The sequence below is a fragment of the Candidatus Zixiibacteriota bacterium genome (genome assembly GCA_040752595.1).
GTDB lineage: Bacteria > Zixibacteria > MSB-5A5 > WJJR01 > WJJR01 > JACQFV01.
Genome location: JBFMGX010000015.1, coordinates 56137 through 78071, shown reverse-complemented (window position 1 = coordinate 78071; position 21935 = coordinate 56137). Strand labels below are relative to the sequence as shown.

The following is a 21935-nucleotide window of genomic DNA, read 5'->3' as shown; positions in this document are numbered from 1 at the left end:
CCCTACGGCTGTCTCACCACGTGTTCGTAGGGGCGGCCCTGTGTGGCCGCCCTCCTGTTCTTCACCGCCCGCGTATAACGCCGCGGGAAGACGAAGATCGCCAGCCAGAGCAGGATCGGCACGAACTGCTCGGCGATGATCGAGATCACGCCGCGATTGCCGATGAAATGCCAGATCGGGATAAACGGCGTCAGTCGATCCCCACTCCAATAGGGAAACTGGTTGCTGCCCTCAACGAAACCGCTGAAGAGCTGCAATAGTATCATGAACACGAAGAACGCCTGCAGCAGAATCGCGCCGGTCAGCCACCGCAGCAACCGCCGCCACCAGGTCCACCCCGGAATCGCCAGCGCCAGCGCCGCCAGCGTCACATGGCCGTACCCATACGGCGCGGGATCGACTCCCATTCGCACCCGGTACCACTCACCGTCTTTCTTCGATTGAATGATGAGAACGAATCGTATCAGCGTGCTGTCGAAGTACGTCCTCTCAACATGCGTGCGGTCCACCGTCAGCAGGGGAACGAGCGGCGCCGCCCACGCGCCCACGTGACGATGGTAAGCCGGTCGAATCGCGATCCACACCGCCACAGACGCGATGTACCCCACGATCAAGCTAAGCCAGAACCGGCGGAACCTCGGCGTTCCCCCTGCGGTCATCGCGGCTGTCCCACCAGAGAAAGACCCCCATCGTCAATACGATGACAAACGTCTGCCCGACGATGATGTGGGCGAAATCAAACCATGATCCCCCCGCCATCGCCGCCAAATACAGACCGCAGACGCGGATCTGGTTGATCAGGAAGATCGCGACCACGCCGATGCCAAGCCCGGCGAGCTTCCGCTTCCACGGCACCGCCGATGCCAGCACCGCCGCCAGATACAGCCCCGCCGCCTCGAGGCCATTGCAGCCGAATTCCACGGTCAACGCGGTCCCATTCACGCTCAAGCTTGCCCCGGCACCCTGCACCTGCGCGCCGGACAACTTGAAGATCCCGCCCGCAACGATGGATACCAGACTTGTGTACGGTCGCCATACATGTTCCAGGAGCCACTCGACATTCAAGCTCCAGAACCACACGCCGGCGATGATCGCAAACACACCGACCGCCCGTATGGCCCGCCACGGCATCGACCACCGCCGTCTGGCCGGGGCGGAGACCGACTTGCTTGTCCGTCTCTGATTCATCAGGTCCACGCCCCGGTAATCTGCATCATTGACCACTATCGCTGCAAATCAGACGGCAAACAAGGGGCTTGAGCCCCTTGTTCACCGCTCCAATGGCGATTCTCTCGTTCCATGCCAGTCGGGTTATGGGGCAGGCACGCCGTCCTGCCCCTACCATTGAACGACAACGCGTTCGTAGGGGCGGCCCCATGTGGCTGCCCTATGTCCCGCATCACGCCGGCACCAGCACCCGCCGCCGCCGCACGAAGGTCCAGACCACCCCCGCCGTCAGCAGCACCATCAGGATGATCAGCCCCCATTCGGTGAGGGTGGGGACGGCATCATTGACTTCGCCGCGACCGTTGGTGACGGCCGCTAACCAGAGTGAACTGTCCGCCGGGGTCGCATCCGGACCGGTGAAGGTGAAGTCATACGTCACCTTCCAGCCCCCTGGGATCGCCACGGTGTCGGAGAAGTTCGAGGGTGTAAACACGTTGCCGCCTGGGATCGTGGGAAAGTCCAGATGAGGATTCGCGTCTCCTGACACAGTCCAGAAGACGACCATTCCCGCTCGCAGCGCGTTCGTCTGTAGGGCCGCAGATGTGGAATCCTCGTAGACGGCCACATATAGAGTATCCATTGCCCAGTTTTTCTTCTTCGGGTCGGGGGGCGGAGCGTTGACACTTGTCATCTCACCTCTCACTCGCACCCGGAAGGTGTTTGCCGGAGGTGGAGGATCCCACTCGAGTTCTGTTTCGGTCGAATCAGAGTTCGCCCCCTGTGTCGAATCAAGCAGCGCTCCCTTGTAGCTCCACCACCATCCGTTGCCCCACCCGCACACGTGCGTCCGCCACCTCGTTCGCGCACGGGCGTGCGCATAGGCCTCGCTGTGGTGCGGGCTGTCATCGTGGCTGTAGCAGGTCCTCTCCGATGTGGCACCTGTGTTGCTTTCCGATGCGGTGCAGTTCTGTTCGTTTGCCTGAGTGTGGACGCGCACGGACGTTGAACGCCATCCGGCCGATGCCCTGGAGGACGCCCAACCGTCCGTCGCCGCCAGCGTGCCGAGGATGAAGCCGCCCACGAGCAAGACCAATAACACTTTCTTCATGTCCTCTTCCTCCCCTCTCTACCTTGAACATCCCTGTTGCTTCACCATGCCAAGCAACGCAAGAAGCACGACGACCGCGGCGGTCCCCGGGGAGGCTCCTGACTCAATAGCAGGACGGGGGTGCAACCATCCGTGCGCGGATGGAAGCACCCCGCCCACTCCGCCCGTCTGGGCCGCGCGGCGCCACGGGGTACGGCAAACCGAATCCCCGCGAGAACCCCCAACACCGAGGCGTTCGCCCACGCCACCAGAAAGGCGACAAGAACATATCCGAATAAACTACCGATCTGATGGACCAACGACCAGTCGCCCCCGGCGCCGCCCAGCAATCCCCGGTGAAAGCCGAGAGGACCCATCGCGAGCTCGGCTCCGACCCACATCAGTCCCAAGAAGAGCGGATGGAAGCCGATGCGACGTGTCAGCCATGTACCCAAACCGGCATAGGTGGCGGGAACGGCGACAATAAGGAGTGATGTCAGAAGGGGAGAGAGCGGACATGGTGCAATCGCGGTGCCAAAGACAAGCAGACAGGATCCCCAAATCCCGCCGTAAAGGACGGCACCGACACGGTCCAGCGTCCGAATGGCCAGGAAGAGCGGCAGCGGACTGAGCCAGGCCAGCCATGGCAGTGCGTCGGCGCCCGTCGAAGCCAGCAACCAGGCGCCGATCGACAGTACGGCTGCCATCGCGGCCACGCTGAGCGCCGCGTGCATACCACTCCTGTTGCGACCTCTATGGTACGACATGCTGGTTCAAGGCCGCTCTTTCCGGCCGCCCACGGAGACACATGTGCAATCCTGCCGGCGTCGAGAAACGCCAGACGGCACATCGATGTCTACTGTCGAACGCGCGGTGGGGGGATGAGGGCGCGTCAGCGCCTCAACGTGCAGGGAACCCGGCGGACATTTCTACCGGCAAAATGTCACTGTTTTTCGATCAGCCGTCGGATCTGACGGGGGGTCAGGTCAAACTGCCGCGCCAGCTCGCGCCCGTTCAACCCATTGAACAGCGAGCGAATCGTGGCATTGCGCCACGTGCGCACCCAGCGTTTGCCGGTCACGTATTTCCCGGCGGCGAGATCGACAAATGCCCGTGTCAACTCCTCAATCTGCACGGCCGAAAAGCCCGGCAGCCGACGGGCTAGTTCCTGCTCGATCTCCGCAGGAGTCAGAGCGTCGCCCATGTCTTTCCCCTCCCGCTGCGGAGAGATGCTGGGAGCCGAGGAGGGCCGGTGTGAGGAAGACAATCACATCCTGTCCGGCATGCACACCACGCAACTTCTCCGCCAGCGAAGACATACGCCAAAGGCGCCGGTGAGGGCCAATCTCCGCACCTGTCCATCGCGCCGGAGCGGAGACCGTGGAGTCTTTCCACCACAAAACCTACACGGCTCTGTTCGGGTGTCAACTGTTTTCTGCAAGAGATTACGGTGATTACCAGCGACAGGAAATACGGACCGTTGCGCAGCGTGTCTGGAGGGACCATAAGGCCATTACAGCCAATCCACAATACTATCCCATTTCCACTATCGCGCTCACCGGTGCAGTAAACAACAAGGCCCGCATCGCCTTACGATGCGGGCCTCACGCAACAGTGTCGATCGTCCCGTTCGAGATTGGCTCGTCAGTCAATCCGACGTAAACGCCGTCGCCACTTGCGACAACTGCGACCAGTTGGGCACTTCGTCCGCCGTCTTGATTGCGAAGTAGTAACGTGTGTTCGGCTTCAGGCCCGTGACCGTGTATCTCTCATTGCCACCCGGCTGTTGGAGTACCGGGAGAATGGCCGCTTGGAAGCTGGCGTCCCAGTTGGCTTCCGTAATCGACGCCTGGTTGTAACGGATATCGTAGGTCGTCGCCTGGCCCAAAGTGCCGTCGTCGCCGGGAGTCAGCCAAGTCAGTGTCACCGAGTTCCGGGTGGAATCCGCGACGTTGAGGAACAGGATCCTGATCGGAGGAACTGTGTCCGGCGCCACCAGCGTTGTGCAACTGACCAGGTTTGAGATCCCGGACATGTTGGCCACCTCGTCGAGCGTGCGCACGGCAAAATAGTACAGGGTCGAACCCTGGAGGTTGCGGACCGTGAATTCCTCGGCGGACCCGGCCGCTTTCGGTTTTGGGCGTCCCCCGATCTTGGTCGTCTCCCGCAGCCAGTTCCCCTCGGTGATCGGAATGGTCGAATAGCGGACATCGTACTGGAATGCCGTGCCCTCGTCGCCATCGTCTCCCGGTGCCGTCCACCCCAGGCGAGCGGTGCCGAACGTGAAATCCAATATGGTCAAGTCCACGATCGGCGCCGGTGGTACTTGTTCGCGGATGAGCGTGCGGGTGCTCACCACATTGGAAATCTGCGACCAGTTGTTGGCCTCATCCGCGACGCGCAGGGAGAAGTAGTACCGCGTCGTGTCGCGCAAACCGGTCACGACCAGTGACTCGGGCTGACCCGCCGCCTTCGGACGGGTGAAGTGGATCGCCTCAGCGGCCGAGCCGAAATTCGATTCCGTAATCAACCCGATAGAGAAGCGGCAATCGACGCTGTCGGGCGCGCCGGTGGTGCTGTCATCGCCGACCTCCGTCCACACCAACGTGACGGTGAAGGGCGTGGAGTCCGCAACGGCCAGATTGGTCACACGCGCGGGCGGGGTCTCGTCCGGGGGCAGCTCGGTCTGTTGTGATACGACGTTCGACAAAGGCGACAGATTGCCGGCCCGGTCGACGGCTTTGATCGCGAAGTAATACAGGGTGTTGGCATTCAGGCCGCTGACCGTGAAATTGTCCGGCTTCCCGGATGGCTCGGGTTTGCGGACTCCCGTGGCGCGTGCGGCCTTGCCGAAACTGGCCTCCGTGATCGGTGTCAGCGAGTAGCGAATGTCGTAATGGTCCGCTGTTCCGGTCAGACTATCATCACCGACCGCTGTCCACAAAAGCCCGACGGTGAACGATGTCGGCCCACCCGCCACCAGATTCTCAATTGCCGCCGGCGGTATCGGGTCCGGGTTCACAACTTTCTTGTCCTCGCTGCAGGCCAGCCCCAAGCCGGCCAAGGCCAGCACCATCAGTGCGCGCATCGCCAGTTTCATCTTGCTACCCACCTCGAAAATGGATCAAAAAGCGTCCCGGCCCACTCCCAGGCCCGAACTGTAATATTAGGCACGCCCCCCTCGGTCAGACAAGCGAAAACGACTCGGCGACCCGAACGGAGAGCCCTCCCGCCACCTGAATACCGCCCAACCCCGCACTTCTTCCCGGAAATTGACAAGTTTCAGAGATCCGCGCCCGTTCAGCAACGGCATGCTCGGATCGGAGCCTGTCGTGCTCATCTTGTCAAAGGTAGATCATTGTGCGGAGTGTCCCATTGGCGACCCGCGCCGACCTGATAACGCGTTATCTATCAATGGGTTGACTTTCAGTCTCTGTCGTCGTCGTGAGCTTTGACGGGCACTCCATGAATCTTCGACCTGCCGGTGGCGCACCTCAACGGTGACCTGTGTGCGACTCTGGACTATATTCCCCCGCCATGAGGTCCCGAACATGATCGTGGAAGACTACAGCGACCATTCCGTCCCGGCGGGAGTGGAACACAAGGCGCCGACCGTGTACGGGGGGAAATTCGTCCACATTACCGGTCCCCATGAGGAATTCCTCGTCCTGTCCCCGGTGGAGTTGACGGAGTATCATGCGCACATCGTCCAGAGGTTCAGCCGTCGACGGCGCGACATCTCCAGCATTTCCAGTCCCTCCGGAAACGACGTGCGTTTCGGCACGCCGGGGTGGAGGATCAAGGGCGGCGGTTGGTTTCGCCTCGATCACGCCGCCGGCGTGATGCATCTCTGGGGTGCATCCAAGGCCTACGGCAAATTCGACGGGGCGTACTTGCGGAAGACGCTCGCGACCACTGATGGGTGGGAGCATGTCACGGTGCGCTTGGCCGAGCCGGAGTAGCCATGTCCACCGCTGACGCGAAACGGCCGCATTGCGCCGCTTGCGGCTCGACGAGAACATCCCTCCTCACAACCCTGCCGCTCTACATCCGTGATGGGGAGATTCGGACGGACCTTCGTCGCTGTGATGATTGCGCTACCATCTGGCGCGACACGGACTTCAACGAGGTGATCCGTCAAGGTCATTTCGATGTTGCCAGCTACACCGATCCATCGCGGGAGGCGCAATGGCGCCACCAGCGCCTCGGTTTCCTGGCCTGGATCCTGCAATTGGCTCACGCCCAGCCGACAGTGCCGTCCACCGGCGCACGACTCTGCGATGTCGGGTGTGCGTTCGGCTCCTTGCTGGAACTGGCGGCCGCGCGCGGTGACATTGTCACGGGAGTCGAGATCGTCGATTCCCTTCGATCACATGTGCGGGCACTGAACTACACTGTCCACCGTTCGATCGATGACGTCCCCTTGACCCCGCCCTTTGACATCATCTCCACGATCGACAACTTCTACTACCTTAATGATCCGGCCGCAACCCTTCGCGCGTTCCATGCCCGCTTGGCCGCCCATGGTGTCCTGGTTATGCGCATCGTCAATCGCACGCCGCTCCTGCGGTTGCGACAATGGTTGCGTCTTTCGATCACCGACGCCCTCGTCGGCGACGCGAAATACAACTTCAGTTATCGCGGCATTCTGTGCCTGCTGCGGGACACCGGATACGAGGTCATCTGCGTTCGCCAGCATGAGCGCGGTCGACGGGGGCAGCCATTCCGCAAGTGGTTGTATTACCGCCTGGCCCCCTTGGCCGGATGGCTCACGCGCCGCCAGCTCGGCCCAGGGCTCGCCCTGATCTGCCGCCCGGTTGAACGCTGACGACTTTAATGAGGTCCTCGTCACCTCCTGGCCGGGTCCTGTGATTGAACCGCCTCGATTTCCTCCCAGAGTTCCGCCGCCTCGGTGGAGTCGATCGCTTTGAGATGGTTGTAGTCGGCCGCAGCATCGCTCATCCGCCCCAGCTTCAGGTGGGCCACGCCACGGCATCGATGACTCTGCTTTTCGGGGACGTGTCGGAATTGTCACCGTGCCACGAGTCTTCCTCCCCGTGCCTCTTGGCTCGGTCAATCCGCAGCACACGTGTCTTTCGACCCGTGCGAACCGCCTCCGCAGATCGGAGGTTCACGGGTCCACGGACCCATGGCACCAGATGTCCACATCTCATCGAGGGTTATGACACCCATTGTGGTGCCCACCCGCAGGGCGGGATTCTTCGTGCGACTCACGTCGGTCCCACGGCCGGCTCCGTGGGCTATCCCCTTGTGCCTCTTCGGGGCTGACGGCGGGATTTGGGGTGACGTTTGATATTGTGGGATTTGGTCCCCTCCGGTGCCTGTGCCAAGGCGTGACGAATGACCTCGGTCATTGTTGCCACCGGAATGAAGGTGACCTTCTCCTTCACTTCGGCGGGGACATCGACGAGATCCTTCTCATTGTCGCGGGGGATCAAGACCGTGTGAATCTGGGCGCGATATGCCGCCAGTGATTTTTCCTTCAGACCGCCGATGGCCAACACCTGGCCGCGCAGGGTGACTTCGCCGGTCATCGACAGACGCGGCACGACCGGTCGTCCGGTGAAGACCGAGGCAATTGCGGTCGCCATCGTCACGCCCGCCGAGGGTCCATCCTTGGGTGTCGCCGCCGAGGGGACATGCACATGCACGTCCGACTGGGCGAACACGTCCGGTTCCAGCCCTAAGAGACGATAGTTGGAGCGCACCCACGAGAACGCCGCCTGTACCGATTCGCCCATCACCTCGCCGAGTGAGCCGGTGTAGGTCAGCACCTTCTTGCCCGGCATCTTAGTGGCCTCGACAAAAATGATGTCGCCGCCCGCCGCAGTCCACGCCAGCCCCGGCACCACGCCGATTTGCGCCGCGCGCGAAATCACCTCCGGGACGAACTTGTGCGGCCCGAGGTATTCGGGGATGTCATTGATCGACACCGTCGTCTTGGCGCGCTTCCCCGAGGCCACCTCGCGCGCCACCTTGCGGCAGATCGTCGCGATCTCGCGGTTGAGGTTGCGCACCCCCGACTCGCGCGTGTAGTCGCGCATGATGTGCGCCAGCGCTTCATCGGTGATCGACAACTGCGTCCGCTTCAGCCCGTGGTTCTCCAGCTCCCGCGGCAGCAAGTAGCGCTTGGCGATCTGAATCTTCTCCAGATCGGTGTACCCCGGCATCTCGATCGTCTCCATCCGGTCGCGCAGCACCGCCGGAATCGGATGCAGCAGATTCGCCGTGGTGATGAACATCACCGCCGACAGATCGAAGCCGACGTCGAGATAGTGATCCGAGAAGGCGTTGTTCTGCTCCGGGTCGAGCACCTCCAGGAGCGCCGAGGCCGGGTCGCCACGGAAATCGGCGCCGAGCTTGTCGATCTCATCGAGCATGAACACCGGATTCTTCACAGCGGCGCGGCGCAATCCCTGAATGACCCGTCCCGGCAGGGCGCCGATGTACGTGCGCCGGTGCCCGCGGATCTCCGCCTCGTCGCGCATCCCGCCCAATGACACCCGCTCGAACTTCCGTCCCATTGCCCGCGCAATCGACCGTCCCAGCGATGTCTTCCCCACTCCCGGCGGGCCGACGAAGCAGAGGATCGGACCCTTCACCGAGTCTTTCAGCTTGCGCACCGCCAGAAACTCGAGAATGCGGTCTTTGACCTTCTCCAGCCCGTAGTGGTCTTCGTCCAGCACCTGCTGCGCGTGCGGAATGTCGAGGTTGTCGTCGGTCTTCTTGTCCCATGGCAACGACACCAGCCAATCGAGGTACGTGCGGCTCACCATGTACTCGGCCGAGGCGGTGTTCATCTTCTCCAGACGGTCGACTTCCTTGTCCGCCGTCTCCCTGGCCTGATCGGTCATGTGGGCTTCGTCGATCTTGCGACGGAACTCGGCGATGTCCTGCGCGTGATCGTCGGTCTCGCCCAATTCCTTCTGGATCGCCTTCAATTGCTCGCGCAGGATGTATTCCTTCTGCATCCGTCCCATCTCGGTCGCCGCCTGCGACTGGATCTTGCGGGACAATTCGAGGACTTCGACCTCCTTGTTGAGCAAATCGACGACCTTGTCCAGGCGCGCGCGGATCTCGAAGGTCTCCAGCACGTCCTGCTTCTGCGCGTGGGCCACATTAAGGTTGGCGGCGATCAAGTCGGCGAGCTTCCCCGGTTCCTCGGTGTTCATCGCCGTCACCTGCACTTCTTCCGACAGGTAGGGTGACAGCTCCACCGCCTTCTTGAGCAGCTCCAGCGCGTTGCGCACCGTCGCCTCGATCGGCACCGAGCGCGCCGTGTCGTCCTCGTGGGTTTCGACTTTGGCGACAACAAAGGGGGAGGTACGGATGATCTCGCGCACCGTGAACCGGATCATCCCCTGCACGAGGCAGCGCACCGAACCGTCGGGGAAGCGCAACATCTTCAGAATCGAGCCGACCGTCCCGACTTGGTACAGTCCATCGGCGCCCGGATCATCCTGATCGGGGTTCTTCTGGGCAATCAGACCGACCAGCCGTCCGCGCATCAGGGTCTGATCGATCAACCGCGCGTACTTCTGCTCCGTGACCAGAAGCGGCACCACCATGGCGGGGAAGACCACCGTCCCCTTGGTGGGAAGGAGCGCCAGTTGCTCCAACTCAGGAGTGGCTGTCGTCGTCTGCGGTTTCTCCGCCGCCGGTACCGTGGGTGTTTCCGTTGCCGTCACGTTGCCCGCCTCATTCGTATGGTATCCGCCGTCGCCGGTTGTCATCCCGGGCGACTTGTCCCGAGCGAAGTCGGGGGAAGCGAAGGATCTGCTGTTTGTTCTACTCTTCCTGCACGACAATCTCGCGCGCCGCACCCGCTTGCGGCGTCGACTTGGCGATCGTGATCTCCAGAAGCCCGTTCTTGTAGGCGGCCTTCACCCGTTCCGGATCGACACGGTCGGGCAATTGGATGTTGCGCTCAAACCGTCCGGTGGCGATCTCCAGATTGCGGAAGCAGCAACCATCCCCGATCGGCACCGCCTGGCGTTCCCCTTTCACCGTGAGGACACCATCGGCCAGTGTCACGGAGATGTCCGACAGTCTGACACCGGCCAATTCCACCAGCACCACGACCTCGTCGTCGCTCTCCCAGACGTCGGTGAACGGCCGCCACATCCGGTTGGACGTCGGCATTTTGCGCCAGCTCGCCAGTTGATTGAACAACAGATCCATCTCCTCCTGGATCTGCCGCACATCCTGGATCAGGTCCTTCTTGAATTCGGCCATGCTCATGGCAGTGACTCCATTGCGACGATTCTCCTTCGGCTTGCGCGACGCCTCAGTTCTTATTGACATTCAGAATACGTACCCGCCCGGTCCCGGAACAGCCGCTTTTCCATACCCCTTTACCCGAATGCCTCTCTCTTAGTTTCGGCTGTCGCCGCAAGACCCGTTAACCGTTAGTGCCCCACCCGCAGGGTGGGAATGCCCCGAACCGACTGTGCCACGGGTCTTCAGACCCGTGCTGACGGGAACTACGCCCCCACCCGCGCCAGCGAATCGGCCAACAGGCGGGCCTCCGGGTGACGCCCCCCCGGCGGGGTCAACTGCTCATACCGGGAAAGGAAGCTCCGCGCCGCTGTGTAGTTCTGCCGCGCCACGGCGACCCGGGCGAGATTCAGGATCACCACCGCATTGCCCGGTTCGAGGCGTAGTGCCTCACTCAGTACGGCTTCGGCCTCCGGCAGGCGTTTCAATCCCAAGTAACAAAGACCGAGGCCATTGAGGTGGTTGGCGCGACGCGGCTGTAGACGCGCCAACGGCTCCAGGTATGGGAGCGCCGCCTGCCAATCACCCAGCTCCAGATTGATGACCCCGACCTGATACTGAAAGTCGATCTCATTCGGCTGGATGGCCAGCGCCCGCAGCGCGCAATCACGTGCCTCGCCGAACCGTCCCTGCCGCTGCAACGCCAAGGACAACCCATGCCATGCCGGGGCCATGGCCGAATCGCGCGCCACGACCCCACGGTACCACAGCTCCGATTGATCGAACTTCCCCATATAGTAGTAGCAGACCGCCACGCTCATGCGGTAACGCTGATTCTCTCCGGCAAAGAGCGCCTTCTGGTAGTGTTCGAGTGCGCTCTGATAGTCATTCCGGCGCCGGTAGTAATGGGCCATGATCTCATGCCCATATCCCGCGCGTGTGGGGTCGAGATCCAGAAGCGCCTCAAACCGTCGCCGCTCGGCATTGGCATCCACGGAGAATACCAGCCATAATCCGGTCGACAGGATGGCAATGGCGGCAGCGCTGCGGCGCAATGCTCCCTTGACATTTCCCGCCAGCCAGAGTGCCATCCCCACCAGTGCCGGGGCCGACAGCACGCAGAACAAGTCCCAATCACGCCCCCAGCCGAGCTGTGGCTCCAAGACGATGGCGGCCGCCAACGGTACACCGGCGGTCAGGCACCAAAGCAGGAGATCGGACGACCAAAGCGCCCCCCGCCGTAGCGATGTCGCCGGTGAGAGCCAACCGAGACCGGCCGTCGCGACAACAACACCGATCGCCGCGAGGAACGCCGGCGCCAGTAGTAGCCAGTGATTGACGAAGTCCAACAGATGCGGCAACGAGAAAAGGCCGTACTGATGCGGTGCCTTCGAGAATGGCGGCAGCACAAAGTGCGTTCCCTTAACACCCAGCCCTGCGACTTCATACTTGAGGAAGATCCCGAGGACCGTGCCGGCCACGATGAGCGCGATCACAAAGAAAGTCGTCAGCGATGCCCGCTGCCGGCCGGGTCGCCCGCGCGGACCGACCGCAAACAGCCAGAGCGTTGCCGGAATCAGCACGACCGCCATGATGTGCGACACCATCGCCACGACCCAAAACGCCATCACCCAACCGGCCGCGAGACGTCCTCGTCGATACGCCCACGCGGCCAGAGCCCAGAGCGTCAACGCCGTAAACACCGGCATGTACGACTCGATGTACCCGGCCATCAGTCGCACCGAGCCAAAAGTGAGCAGCCAGAAGACCGGTGAGCGCCCGTCTGTTCCCGTCTTCGGGACCAACCACCACAATCCGAGCGTCAGGAGAACCGCAAAGACAATCGATATGATCCGATAAGCGTCATACCCATCGATCGCCCAGGCCGAGGGCGCATAGCGCACCAGCGTGGCGGTCAGGAATGTCGGCAACATCTCCGATGGCGCCAGGGCCGCGCCTTCACTGGCTCCGTCGGCGCGCAACGTACCGTCGCCGAGGAACGCTTCCCGCGCATGCAAAAGCGATGCGAGCACGCCGACGGCGATCGCCAGCGCCACGCCGCCACGCCAGTCCGACAGCCAACGTCCCGAGGCCCATGATTTGTGGGGAAGGACACGGGGCAGCAGAACAAGCATGATCGCTGCAATCGCCGCACCGGCAAACGCCCAACGCACCGTCGGACCGACAAACGCCAGATGATTGAGCCCCCACAGCCGCTGATGGGGGAAGAACGCGGCCGAGGCAACGACGGCAAGCCATATTAGCAGCGCCACTAATGCGGCCCAGTAGTGATCTTGATGGCTCGCAGAATCGTTGCGATCGGTCATGAACCAGCTCGTCGTGCGCAGTCTGCTTCGATTGTTCGTCCGAAGAACCGGCGGGCACAGCCCGCCCTACTGGCTCCTTCAACTTCTCAAATAGAGGACAGGGGGCTTTCAGCCCCCTGCGACATTCGCATCTACTCCATGTTCACACATTGAACCGGAACAGCATGTAGTCGCCATCCTGGACGATGTATTCCTTCCCCTCCAAGCGCGTCTTCCCGGCCTTCTTGACCGCCGCGAATGATCCCAAGGTCAAGAGGTCTTCAACCGGGGTGACCTCGGCGCGGATGAAACCCTGCTCGAAATCCGAATGTATGACTCCCGCCGCCTCCGGTGCGCTGGCGCCGCGACGCACCGTCCAGGCCCGGACTTCTTTGGTCTCATCGCCGGTGAAGAACGTGATCAACCCCAGAAGCGTGTAGCAGGTGGCGATCATGCCATCGAGCGCCGATGTGCTCAGCCCGTAATCGGCCATGAACGCCGCCCGATCGTCCGGATCGAGCGTTGCCAGTTCCGCCTCCAGCTTGGCGCGCAGTGTCCTTACCAGCGCCTTCGGTCCTGGCTGCAACAGACCGGTCCACTCTTCATCAGAATGGGAGGAGCCGTCATCGGGAGCATTGATCAACGCCAGCACCGGCATTCCGGACAGGAAGGCGTATCCCCGCGTCAGACGCTGTTCGGTCGGCGTGAATGACACCGTGCGCACCGGCCGACCGGCCTCCAAGGCATGGCGACAGCGGACCAGCGCCTCGTATTCCACCTTGTTCTCATCGCGTCCCGATTCGATCTCCTTGCTCAGCCGTCCGAGACGTTTCTCCACGACCATCAGGTCGGCCAGGATCAACTCCTCATTGATGGCGCGCCAATCCGCCGCCGGATCGGCATTCTCGCCGAATTCACGCAGGGCGATCACGAGGGCGTCCAGCTCTCTCAATGCTGGTGGCAACAGCGCCACTTCACTGGCGTCGCCGGTCAACGGCGGAAAATCGAAGTACTCGATTTCGGCGTGGACCTTCCTGGGGGGGCCAAACAGAGCAAACAAGCGATCCAATCGCCCATCCGGGACCTTGACCATCGAGCGCCGAACCTCATCGCGCCCCAGATAGGCGTCGACATCGGCATGTGCCGCGGCCACGGCGTTGTAGACCGTCGTCTTCCCCGACCGCGGCTGGCCGATGACCCCGATCTTCAGCATTGGGCGTCCCCCCCTCTAACTCCCCCCGTCCACGGGGGGAGGACATTGCCCCCTCCCCGCAGGCGGGGAGGGCCGGGCTTGCCCTGAGCGACTTGTCCCGAGCGAAGCCGAGGGAAGTCGAAGGGGTGGGCGTATACCACTCAATTCCCCGACGTTGGCGGATCGGAGAAATACCGCCGCTCCGTCGTCGCACCCGGCGTGCAGTCCACACCGTAGATCTTGCACTGCCGTTGAATGATCGCCAGGTCGCCAAGCCCCACTTCGACCGCCCGACGCAGGGTGCGGCGCACCTGCTCGCGGATGTTCCCCATCTTGAATCGCTCTTTGATCGTCACCAGCGACAGCACCTCCGGGTCCTCGTGCAGCCCGGCAGGATCGTCCTTGGTCTGAAACCCCATCGTCCGCTGCGAGGCCACCACCCGCTCGGTGAACTCATTGATCTGTTGCGCCACTTTCAACTTCTTCGCCGCCAACTCGCCCAAATCCTGCAAGACCGTCATCTGCTCGTCGGTCAGCTTCGCAATCGCTTCATCGGTCAGTTCCAATCCCGCCATCGCCGTCTCCTTTGCGGCATGATCCCCTCCGTCCGCGCCGCGCCTCTGTCGACCGATGGGGAAGATACACAAAACCCGAGGCGCCAGGGGGATCGCTCGCGTGATCGTATCAGATGCGGGGGTTCGAATCGGATTGGTCAACAAGGGGCTTGAGCCCCTTGCTTGCCATGAGTGCGCGATAGGATGGGAGTTGAAGGCACCACCATGTCATCCCGAACGAAGTGAGGGATCTGCTTTCCTCCTGTGAACGACCGACAGCAGGTGCTTCGTGTCATCCCGCCCGCCGCGGCGGGCGGGATTCGCTCAGCATGACAGTTGTAGGTTCGTGGCTGATGGTGAGAAGGCGCTTTCGCTCCCGGCTGTCGCGAGTATCTTCCCGCCATGCCTCTGCTCGAACGTGCCGCCGCCGGTCTGACTCGTTTCTCCGTACGTTGGGTTCCGAATTCGTTCATCATCGCCTGTCTGTTGACCCTGATCGTCTTTGCGGCGGCGATCACACTCACGCCGACCGGTATTTTCACCTGCGTCAACTACTGGGGTGATGGCTTCTGGTCGCTGTTGTCGTTTGCCATGCAGATGTGCCTGATCGTCTTCACCGGGTACATCGTCGCCGTCTCGACCCCGGTGCGGCGGCTCTTGGTCGCGGTTGCCCGCATCCCCAAGGGACCGAAGTCGGCGATCCTGACGATGACCATCCTCTCCCTGGCGCTGGCTTGGATTCACTGGGGGCTCTCGATCGTTGGCGCGGCCTTGATGGTGCGATTCATCGCCGCGCAGAGACGCGATGTCGATTACCGTCTGCTCGTCGCCTGCGCCTATCTCGGCATGGGTTGCACTTGGCATGCCGGCCTGTCCGCCTCGGCGCCGCTTCTGGTCGCCACGCCGGGGCATTTTTTGGAGAAAGAGATCGGCCTGATACCGATGGGCGAGACAGTCTTCGCCCCTTTCAACCTCATCCTTGTTGGGATCGTTTGCATCTTCCTCTGCTTCTTCACGCCGATGCTGCATCCCCGCCGCGAGCGCACGGTCACTGTCTCACCAGACGTCCTGCACGACTTTGCGGATTTCTCTGTGCCGGAGCCGCCCGCGACACCGTCGCCCGCCGACCGTCTGGAGCATTCCTATCTCATGAACGCCGTCTTCGGCATTCTGGGATTGATCTGGGCGGTGTGGTATTTCGCCGGGCGCCATGGTTCATTGACGCTCGATGCCTTCAACTTCACCGTGCTGTTTCTCGGCGTTTTGCTGCACCGCAACACGGCCTCATTGCTCAAAGCCGCCGGCGAGGGCGGCAAACTACTCTGGGGAATCGTCTTGCAGTTTCCGTTCTACGCCGGCATGTACGGCATCATCAAGTCGTCGGGCTTGGCCGAACGGCTCGCTGATGCCTTTGTCTCGGTGGCTTCGGCGCATACATACCCGGCCATTGTCTACTGGTATTCGGGGATCGTCAACTACTTCGTACCCTCCGGCGGATCGAAATGGGCGATCGAAGCGCCATACATCCTGTCGGCGGGCAAGACACTCGGCGTCGCCACACCCCAAATCGTCGTCGCCTACGCCTGGGGCGACATGGCGACCGACATCATCCAACCGTTCTGGGCGCTCCCGCTTTTGGCGGTGGCGAAGATCGATTTCAAGGAGATCATGGGATATGCCATCCTGATCTTCCTCGCCTATGTTGCCGTCGTCACGGCGGCGTTTCTCCTCTTTCCGTGACAAACGGCTGGGGTTCGTCCTTCCTGCTGGACTGCGCACACATCATGTTTCATTGATTCGGGGATGATGCGGAGGGACCGATCCAACCTACCTTTCGACGTGGCCGTTGCTGGCTTGGGCCCGGCGGGGATTGCCGCGGCCACCGAGCTGGTTCGCTACGGTTGGCGCGTCGTAGCCTTCGAGTGCGCCCGTGTCGGGGGATTGGCATGTGAAGCACGCCGCGTCGAAAATGCTCCCCTTGTGGGGGGACCTTGCCCCGGCGATGCCATTGTCGATGCGCTGCGGGCTCAACTGATGCGCTTCGCTCCGACGATCATTAAACAGCGCCTTCACGCCGTGACCGCGTCTGGGGGATGGTTCCGCCTCACCTCTGAAACCGGAGATATCAACACCTGGGGCGCAATCCTGGCGACCGGCACCTCCCCCCGCCGATTGGGGCTGTCGGCGGCGGGGAGTGACTGGGTACAATACCGCTGGACCGACCTGAGAAAGTGCGCCTCTGGACGTGTCGCCGTCGTGGGCGGGGGCGATCTGGCTGTTGATCAGGCACTGTCCCTTGCGGATGCCGGATTCACGGTGGAGCTGCTGGTGCGCTCGGTCCGGTTGCGGTGCAATAGTCGGCTTGCCACCGAAGCGAAGACGAGGCCGCTGATCCGCGTGCGCTACGAACATGAGACTGTCGGTTTTCGCAACGGCACACAACGTTTCGTCGAATGCCGAACACGCGAGGGCATCGTATGCCTTCCGGTTGACCACGTGCTCGTATCCATCGGTCGTGATCCTCAGATACCGCCTGTCGCGACCGTCGAGGGTCGGAACATCGGGGCTAAGATGATCTTGGACAAGGGCATACCCGGCTTGTTTGCGGCGGGTGACGTGACCGCCGGACTGAGGCGGCAGATTGCCATCGCCTACGGACAGGGGTTGGATGCCGCCATGTGTTGCGATGAATATCTCAGGGAGGAAGGACATTGAAGCTTGTCTCTTCAACCGGCAACCCCCGGCTCGCGATGGTTCACGTCGCCGCCGACGCCCGTGGACGCCGCGTGGAGTTCGTGGATTCCGTCCAGCCGCCGCGTCCCCGGTCGGAGAAGTGGGTCGTAATTGTCTCGACGATGTTCGGATGCCCGGTCGGCTGCCGCATGTGCGATGCGGGAGGGTGGACTGAGGGGCGCCTGAATGCGGCGGAGATTCTCTGGCAAGTCCGGACCGCGGTCGGATTGCGATTCCCCTCAGGACGACCCCAGACACGGATGCTGAAGATCCAGATGGCGCGCATGGGCGAGCCTTCTCTCAATCCGTCGGTTATCGAGGCGCTGGCCGCGTTGCCCGCAGAATTCCCCGGCACCCGGGTTACGGCGTCCGTCTCCACGGTGGCGCCCCGACGTGCCGAACGTTTCGTTGAACGGTTGCGTCAGATCAAGGACCTCCGGTACAGCGGCGGCAGATTCCAGTTGCAGTTTTCGATTCACTCAACCGACCCGGAGCACAGGTCGTGGCTCTGTCCCGTCGAGTCGCTCTCGTTGCATCAAATGGCAGCGATCGGAAAGGGCTTTCGGGCACCGGGAGACCGCAAGATAACATTGAACTTCTGTCTGATCGAGGGATTCCCGATCGATATGGGGGTAATCCGGGACACTTTCGATCCTGAGGACTTCGTGATCAAGTTGACGCCACTCAATCCGACGGCGGCGGCGCGGCGTTGGCGGCTGTCCTCCCTCATTGGTCCAGGAACCGAGTCGCGCGCGCGTCCCTTGGTGGACGCCCTGGCGCAGGCGGGGTTCGACGTGTTGTTGAGTATTGGCGAATATGATGAGAACACGATCGGCTCCAATTGTGGGCAATACGCGGTCCGGGGGCCGGCACTTCCATCGGTGGGAGCTGGCCGGTTCACAGCCCGGCCGCTCGTGGTCAAAGCCGCGCATGGATGACCACCACCCCATATTGGCGCCGGACCCGGATGTCATCCCGCCGAAGCAGAACTGGATGATTCGCATCACCATGCTGGTGGCTGGCCAGCTCGTGTTTCTGGCAATCGCCGGCCTCTGGCTGCACTTTCGTCCACGGCCGTTCAGCCCGGCGCGATGGCAGAGCGCACTCGGTCCGGAGCGGGGGCGCATGCTGAAGTCACTCTTCGCGCAGACCGACTTCGTCGGCTTCACGCGCGCCAACGCCGAAATTTATCTGGGCCCGCCGGACTTCGACGAGCGCCAATTCTGGTACGACTTGGGTTCCATCCGCTCCGGTGTCCCGCTCGATCCGCGCGCTGCCGTCGGCGATTCCAGCCACCTGCACGTTGTCTTCTCCTATAACCCGACCGGTGCGATCACCGATGTCCTGTACAGCCACCGTCGCCCCACGCTGGGGTCGGCACCGTTTGATTCATCCCTGTGGTTCAATCCGGATCACGCCCGCCGCGTCGACGTCATCATCAGGGCTTTGGGTCGAATCCGTGCCCGCGGACCAACGCTGACCAACGTACAGGAACTCCTCGGCCCTGCCGATGGGGCCAGAGTCCGGGCACATTATGATGTGGGATCCGGGGGTGTCGTCTTGGGAAGCCAGAAGGCGCTGATCCTGGACTACAACGCCGACGACGTCGTATCTTCTTCGCACGTCGCCGATTAGCCGCGACTCCAAAGGGCCGCAGGACAATCGGCCACTGTGGGGATCGCGGGTCGTCGTGACCGGAGGAAGAAACCCACCCTTCGGGTGGGGCACCAGAGCAAGAGAACCCCAGCGGGGCGGCAGATGATAGCCCACGGCGCAACCCGTGGGGTCACCCGGTGATCAAAGAACCTCTTTGAGGTACCAGCGCCGGATGTTATAATAAAGTTTCGTTTGGGAGAAGAGAAAGAGGTTCCATGAAAAGAACGTTTCAACCATCGAATCGCAAGAAGCTCGCCGACCATGGCTTCCGCAAGCGCATGTCGACCAAGAACGGGCGCGCCGTCTTGAAGCGGCGTCGGGCCAAGGGGCGCAAACGTCTGACGGTTCGCGCCGCCGGGAAGTGACCATCGCCCGATCACAGTCGTTCCCTTCGTACTGTCGACTGAAAAGCCCGCTTGTCATCCGTGCCGTCCTGCACAGTCCAGAGAGCCGACGCAAGCGCTTTGGTGCGTTTCGCGTGGTCGGTTCGATGGCCGCGCGCGACCGGCGACCGGCGCATCTGGCTGGCATGCCGCGCTTTGCGTTTGTCGTTTCGCGACGTGCCGGGCCGGCGCACGTCCGCAACCGCATCCGGCGGCGGCTGCGGGAATCGGTACGAACGCAGCGTGAGCTGTGGCCCGCCGCCATGGCCGTCATCTACATTACCGATTCCGGCGAGGCGGCCCGTGTTTCGTTCGCATCGCTGCGCGAACAGGTGAGGGAATCGCTCGTATGGATAGGCAATCAGGCGCACGGCAGGATCGCAACCGGTTCCGAATGAATCCGCGCACGGCCATGGCACGGCTCCTCGTTTTCGCCCTGTCGTTGCTTGTCCGTGCTTATCAGCTACTGCTGTCGCCATTGCTGATCGGCGGCTGCCGTCACATTCCGAGCTGTTCGGAGTACACGTTGGAGGCGCTGCGCCTTCATGGCCCTGGACACGGCCTGATGCTCTCCCTACGCCGGCTCAGTCGTTGCCGGCCCGGCGGCAGCATGGGATATGATCCCGTTCCCGGCACCAGAGAATAGTCGATCCTGATCAATTCACTCCTGCGGAGACTGCGGTGAGCGAGGAACAAAGACCCATCGATTTCAAGGTCGTCGCGGCGTTCGCGGTCTTGATCGCCCTGGTGTTGCTTCTGCCGGCTTACTGGGAGTGGATCGGCTACAAGCAGGCCCCGCGTCGCGCGCCGGTGACAGCGACCGCACCGGCCGATTCATCGGTTGTCGCAGCGCCTTCCGCCACGGTGGCGCCGTCGCCGCCCCCCGTTTCCGCCGACACGACACGCACGCCATTCGTGCGCGATTCGCTCTGGCATGAGGAGCTCGTCACCATCAACACGCCGCGCCTTGAAGCCCAGTTCAGCACCCGCGGCGCTCGTTTGGTCCGCCTCATCCTGAAGGGATACCACTACAACGATCCGGGCCGCAAAGGTCAGCCGATTGTCCTGCTCGATACCATGGATGCCGCGCTCGGCGTCGGGCCGCGCTTCCAATTTGACCGACCGGGTTTCAGTCTTGACGATGCGGCGTTTCGTGCCGACCGCATGTCGCTGACGCTGTCGGGGAATGATTCAGGTACTGTCCGCTTCGTGGCGGTCACGCGCTCCGGCGGCGAACTGGCCATCACGTACACGTTTCGCTCCAATCGCAGTGACTTTGACACCCGCCTCCAGATTGCCGCGCCGTGGCAGGACGGCATCGAGCGCGAGTTGCACTATGGCTGGCAGGGGGGCCTATGGCCGACCGAGCCCGATCCCGATGGCGACAATGGTGACTTTGCCGCCGTGGCCCTCATGGGCAAGGACTTGGAGAAGATCGGCAAGGTCGACCGCGACCAGCCGCTCACCAATCTGAGCGGGCTGACTCACTGGGCGGCGGTCCGCACCAAGTACTTCGTCTGCGCGACGATCCCGCGTACACCGGCCGAGGGGTTCCGCGTCGAAGCCCGCCAGCGGCCGTACACCCACGAGGCCGCCACGCTGGAGTTGAAGCAATTCTCGGCCTCGGTCCTCATGCCGCTGCGCACCGGGGAGCCGATCGACCTGGGCTTCACGGTCTATGCCGGTCCCATCGATTACGATGTCCTCAAGTCCTACCGCGTCGGCCTCGAAGAGATGGTCGATCTCGGCTGGCGCTGGATCGTCCGTCCCTTCGCCCTGGTGATCCTCTGGCTGTTCCAGAAGCTGTATGCGTTGATGCCCAACTACGGCGTCGTCATCATCGTTTTCTCGCTTCTGATCAAGGCCGCCTTCCATCCCCTCACCAAGAAGCAGGTGCGCTCGATGCGTCGGATGCAGTCCCTGCAGCCCAGGGTGGAGAAGCTGCGCGAGCGTCTCAAAGGCGATCCCCAGCGCCTCAATCAGGAAATGATGAAGCTCTACCGCGAGGCGGGGATCAATCCCGTGGCCGGATGTCTGCCGCTTCTGCCGCAGATGCCGATCTTCTATGCGCTGTTCCAGGTCTTCCGCACCACGATCGAGCTGCGCGGCGCCCACTTTGCCTTCTGGCTCACCGATTTGTCCCAGAAGGACCCCTACTACATCCTGCCGATCATCATGACCGTCAGCATGTTCCTGCAGCAGAAGCTCTCGACCAAAGATCCCAAGCAGAAGATGCTGACCTACCTGATGCCGCTGTTGTTCGGCTTCATGTTCCACAACTTTCCAGCCGGGCTGAACCTGTACTGGACGATGTACAACATCTTCTCGGTGATCGAGCAGGTCTGGCTGATCGGCCATCCCTCGGACGACGAGTCGCTCTCGACCGGCGAAGTCGGCTCGGGAAAGATTCTCAAGAGCCGGGCTGGTGCATGAAGAAGCCCGTTATCAGGACCGGGCAACGAATACACACGCACGCTTGTGCGACGACCCAGCGATCTATGCCGGTACGTGAGGTCTGGCAGAAGTTGATTGCCATCTGCGGCGTCTTGTTGTGCGCAGCGGTGGCCTCGGCATGTGCGGAATCTCCAACTGCACCCTCGAGCGAATCACCGGACCGCA

At 62.3% G+C, this 21935-nt stretch carries 21 protein-coding genes; 10 read left to right on the top strand and 11 right to left on the bottom strand.

Annotation, left to right across the window (positions count from 1 at the left end; translation table 11 throughout):
• Positions 1-2: 2 nt before the first annotated feature.
• The 6 genes from AB1792_05305 to AB1792_05280 all read right to left on the bottom strand — a co-directional run bounded on the left by AB1792_05305 (position 3) and on the right by AB1792_05280 (position 5354).
• On the bottom strand, positions 3-659 hold the full coding sequence (locus tag AB1792_05305) for a hypothetical protein (GenBank protein ID MEW5701628.1): 657 nt from the start codon (positions 657-659) through the stop codon (positions 3-5).
• Positions 616-1188, bottom strand: a complete 573-nt coding sequence (locus tag AB1792_05300; GenBank protein MEW5701627.1) for an archaeosortase/exosortase family protein — start codon at positions 1186-1188, stop codon at positions 616-618. Before AB1792_05300 ends, AB1792_05305 begins: the two co-directional genes overlap by 44 nt.
• Positions 1189-1399: 211 nt before the next feature.
• Complete coding sequence (locus AB1792_05295; protein MEW5701626.1) at positions 1400-2275, bottom strand: hypothetical protein; 876 nt, start codon at positions 2273-2275, stop codon at positions 1400-1402.
• A gap of 41 nt (positions 2276-2316) precedes the next feature.
• Positions 2317-2961 carry a hypothetical protein gene (locus AB1792_05290; GenBank protein ID MEW5701625.1) on the bottom strand — a complete coding sequence of 215 codons (645 nt, stop codon included), beginning with the start codon at positions 2959-2961 and terminating at the stop codon, positions 2317-2319.
• A 236-nt stretch (positions 2962-3197) separates the two neighbouring features.
• Positions 3198-3458: a hypothetical protein gene (locus tag AB1792_05285; protein MEW5701624.1), complete on the bottom strand. Its 261-nt coding sequence runs from the start codon at positions 3456-3458 to the stop codon at positions 3198-3200.
• 444 nt (positions 3459-3902) lie between these two features.
• Positions 3903-5354 (bottom strand): fibronectin type III domain-containing protein, encoded by a 1452-nt coding sequence (locus AB1792_05280; protein MEW5701623.1) that lies wholly within the window; start codon positions 5352-5354, stop codon positions 3903-3905.
• Between the two features lie 451 nt (positions 5355-5805).
• On the opposite strand from AB1792_05280, the gene AB1792_05275 reads away from it, so the two are divergent.
• Both AB1792_05275 and AB1792_05270 read left to right on the top strand, forming a co-directional pair.
• Positions 5806-6216, top strand: coding sequence for a hypothetical protein (locus AB1792_05275; GenBank protein ID MEW5701622.1), 411 nt, complete (start codon positions 5806-5808; stop codon positions 6214-6216).
• A 2-nt stretch (positions 6217-6218) separates the two neighbouring features.
• On the top strand, positions 6219-7082 hold the full coding sequence (locus AB1792_05270) for a class I SAM-dependent methyltransferase (GenBank protein MEW5701621.1): 864 nt from the start codon (positions 6219-6221) through the stop codon (positions 7080-7082).
• 433 nt (positions 7083-7515) lie between these two features.
• Here the strand turns inward: AB1792_05270 and lon are convergent, their stop codons facing one another.
• The 5 genes from lon to AB1792_05245 form a co-directional block, all read right to left on the bottom strand.
• Positions 7516-10008: an endopeptidase La gene (lon, locus tag AB1792_05265; GenBank protein MEW5701620.1), complete on the bottom strand. Its 2493-nt coding sequence runs from the start codon at positions 10006-10008 to the stop codon at positions 7516-7518.
• 55 nt (positions 10009-10063) lie between these two features.
• Positions 10064-10516 (bottom strand): Hsp20/alpha crystallin family protein, encoded by a 453-nt coding sequence (locus tag AB1792_05260; GenBank protein ID MEW5701619.1) that lies wholly within the window; start codon positions 10514-10516, stop codon positions 10064-10066.
• Between the two features lie 242 nt (positions 10517-10758).
• The gene (locus AB1792_05255; protein MEW5701618.1) at positions 10759-12819 is read right to left on the bottom strand and encodes a tetratricopeptide repeat protein; all 2061 of its coding nucleotides are present in this window, start codon (positions 12817-12819) and stop codon (positions 10759-10761) included.
• 142 nt (positions 12820-12961) lie between these two features.
• Positions 12962-14011 carry a DUF933 domain-containing protein gene (locus tag AB1792_05250; GenBank protein MEW5701617.1) on the bottom strand — a complete coding sequence of 350 codons (1050 nt, stop codon included), beginning with the start codon at positions 14009-14011 and terminating at the stop codon, positions 12962-12964.
• 140 nt (positions 14012-14151) lie between these two features.
• Positions 14152-14565, bottom strand: coding sequence for a hypothetical protein (locus AB1792_05245; protein MEW5701616.1), 414 nt, complete (start codon positions 14563-14565; stop codon positions 14152-14154).
• Positions 14566-14946: 381 nt separating this feature from the next.
• Here AB1792_05245 and AB1792_05240 point away from each other — a divergent pair, with 381 nt between their 5' ends.
• The 8 genes from AB1792_05240 to yidC all read left to right on the top strand — a co-directional run bounded on the left by AB1792_05240 (position 14947) and on the right by yidC (position 21749).
• Positions 14947-16284 carry a TIGR00366 family protein gene (locus AB1792_05240; protein MEW5701615.1) on the top strand — a complete coding sequence of 446 codons (1338 nt, stop codon included), beginning with the start codon at positions 14947-14949 and terminating at the stop codon, positions 16282-16284.
• Between the two features lie 63 nt (positions 16285-16347).
• Complete coding sequence (locus AB1792_05235; GenBank protein ID MEW5701614.1) at positions 16348-17259, top strand: NAD(P)/FAD-dependent oxidoreductase; 912 nt, start codon at positions 16348-16350, stop codon at positions 17257-17259.
• On the top strand, positions 17256-18215 hold the full coding sequence (locus AB1792_05230) for a radical SAM protein (protein ID MEW5701613.1): 960 nt from the start codon (positions 17256-17258) through the stop codon (positions 18213-18215). The genes AB1792_05235 and AB1792_05230 overlap by 4 nt, the downstream gene beginning before the upstream one ends.
• Positions 18208-18912: a hypothetical protein gene (locus AB1792_05225; protein MEW5701612.1), complete on the top strand. Its 705-nt coding sequence runs from the start codon at positions 18208-18210 to the stop codon at positions 18910-18912. Before AB1792_05230 ends, AB1792_05225 begins: the two co-directional genes overlap by 8 nt.
• A gap of 236 nt (positions 18913-19148) precedes the next feature.
• A complete protein-coding gene (gene rpmH, locus AB1792_05220) occupies positions 19149-19298 on the top strand; it encodes a 50S ribosomal protein L34 (protein MEW5701611.1) in 150 nt (49 codons plus the stop codon).
• Positions 19295-19714, top strand: coding sequence for a ribonuclease P protein component (gene rnpA / locus AB1792_05215; GenBank protein MEW5701610.1), 420 nt, complete (start codon positions 19295-19297; stop codon positions 19712-19714). The genes rpmH and rnpA overlap by 4 nt, the downstream gene beginning before the upstream one ends.
• On the top strand, positions 19711-19962 hold the full coding sequence (gene yidD, locus AB1792_05210) for a membrane protein insertion efficiency factor YidD (GenBank protein MEW5701609.1): 252 nt from the start codon (positions 19711-19713) through the stop codon (positions 19960-19962). Before rnpA ends, yidD begins: the two co-directional genes overlap by 4 nt.
• Positions 19963-19997: 35 nt before the next feature.
• Positions 19998-21749, top strand: a complete 1752-nt coding sequence (gene yidC / locus AB1792_05205; protein ID MEW5701608.1) for a membrane protein insertase YidC — start codon at positions 19998-20000, stop codon at positions 21747-21749.
• Positions 21750-21935 lie beyond the last annotated feature (186 nt).

Excerpts from the sequence above, each read along its gene's own strand:
- AB1792_05305 (MEW5701628.1), bottom strand. The coding sequence starts at position 659 with ATGACCGCAGGGGGAACGCCGAGGTTCCGCCGGTTCTGGCTTAGCTTG.
- AB1792_05300 (MEW5701627.1), bottom strand. The coding sequence starts at position 1,188 with ATGAATCAGAGACGGACAAGCAAGTCGGTCTCCGCCCCGGCCAGACGG.
- AB1792_05295 (MEW5701626.1), bottom strand. The coding sequence starts at position 2,275 with ATGAAGAAAGTGTTATTGGTCTTGCTCGTGGGCGGCTTCATCCTCGGC.
- AB1792_05290 (MEW5701625.1), bottom strand. The coding sequence starts at position 2,961 with ATGGCAGCCGTACTGTCGATCGGCGCCTGGTTGCTGGCTTCGACGGGC.
- AB1792_05285 (MEW5701624.1), bottom strand. The coding sequence starts at position 3,458 with ATGGGCGACGCTCTGACTCCTGCGGAGATCGAGCAGGAACTAGCCCGT.
- AB1792_05280 (MEW5701623.1), bottom strand. The coding sequence starts at position 5,354 with ATGAAACTGGCGATGCGCGCACTGATGGTGCTGGCCTTGGCCGGCTTG.
- AB1792_05275 (MEW5701622.1), top strand. The coding sequence starts at position 5,806 with ATGATCGTGGAAGACTACAGCGACCATTCCGTCCCGGCGGGAGTGGAA.
- AB1792_05270 (MEW5701621.1), top strand. The coding sequence starts at position 6,219 with ATGTCCACCGCTGACGCGAAACGGCCGCATTGCGCCGCTTGCGGCTCG.
- lon (MEW5701620.1), bottom strand. The coding sequence starts at position 10,008 with ATGACAACCGGCGACGGCGGATACCATACGAATGAGGCGGGCAACGTG.
- AB1792_05260 (MEW5701619.1), bottom strand. The coding sequence starts at position 10,516 with ATGAGCATGGCCGAATTCAAGAAGGACCTGATCCAGGATGTGCGGCAG.
- AB1792_05255 (MEW5701618.1), bottom strand. The coding sequence starts at position 12,819 with ATGACCGATCGCAACGATTCTGCGAGCCATCAAGATCACTACTGGGCC.
- AB1792_05250 (MEW5701617.1), bottom strand. The coding sequence starts at position 14,011 with ATGCTGAAGATCGGGGTCATCGGCCAGCCGCGGTCGGGGAAGACGACG.
- AB1792_05245 (MEW5701616.1), bottom strand. The coding sequence starts at position 14,565 with ATGGCGGGATTGGAACTGACCGATGAAGCGATTGCGAAGCTGACCGAC.
- AB1792_05240 (MEW5701615.1), top strand. The coding sequence starts at position 14,947 with ATGCCTCTGCTCGAACGTGCCGCCGCCGGTCTGACTCGTTTCTCCGTA.
- AB1792_05235 (MEW5701614.1), top strand. The coding sequence starts at position 16,348 with ATGATGCGGAGGGACCGATCCAACCTACCTTTCGACGTGGCCGTTGCT.
- AB1792_05225 (MEW5701612.1), top strand. The coding sequence starts at position 18,208 with ATGGATGACCACCACCCCATATTGGCGCCGGACCCGGATGTCATCCCG.
- rpmH (MEW5701611.1), top strand. The coding sequence starts at position 19,149 with ATGAAAAGAACGTTTCAACCATCGAATCGCAAGAAGCTCGCCGACCAT.
- yidD (MEW5701609.1), top strand. The coding sequence starts at position 19,711 with ATGAATCCGCGCACGGCCATGGCACGGCTCCTCGTTTTCGCCCTGTCG.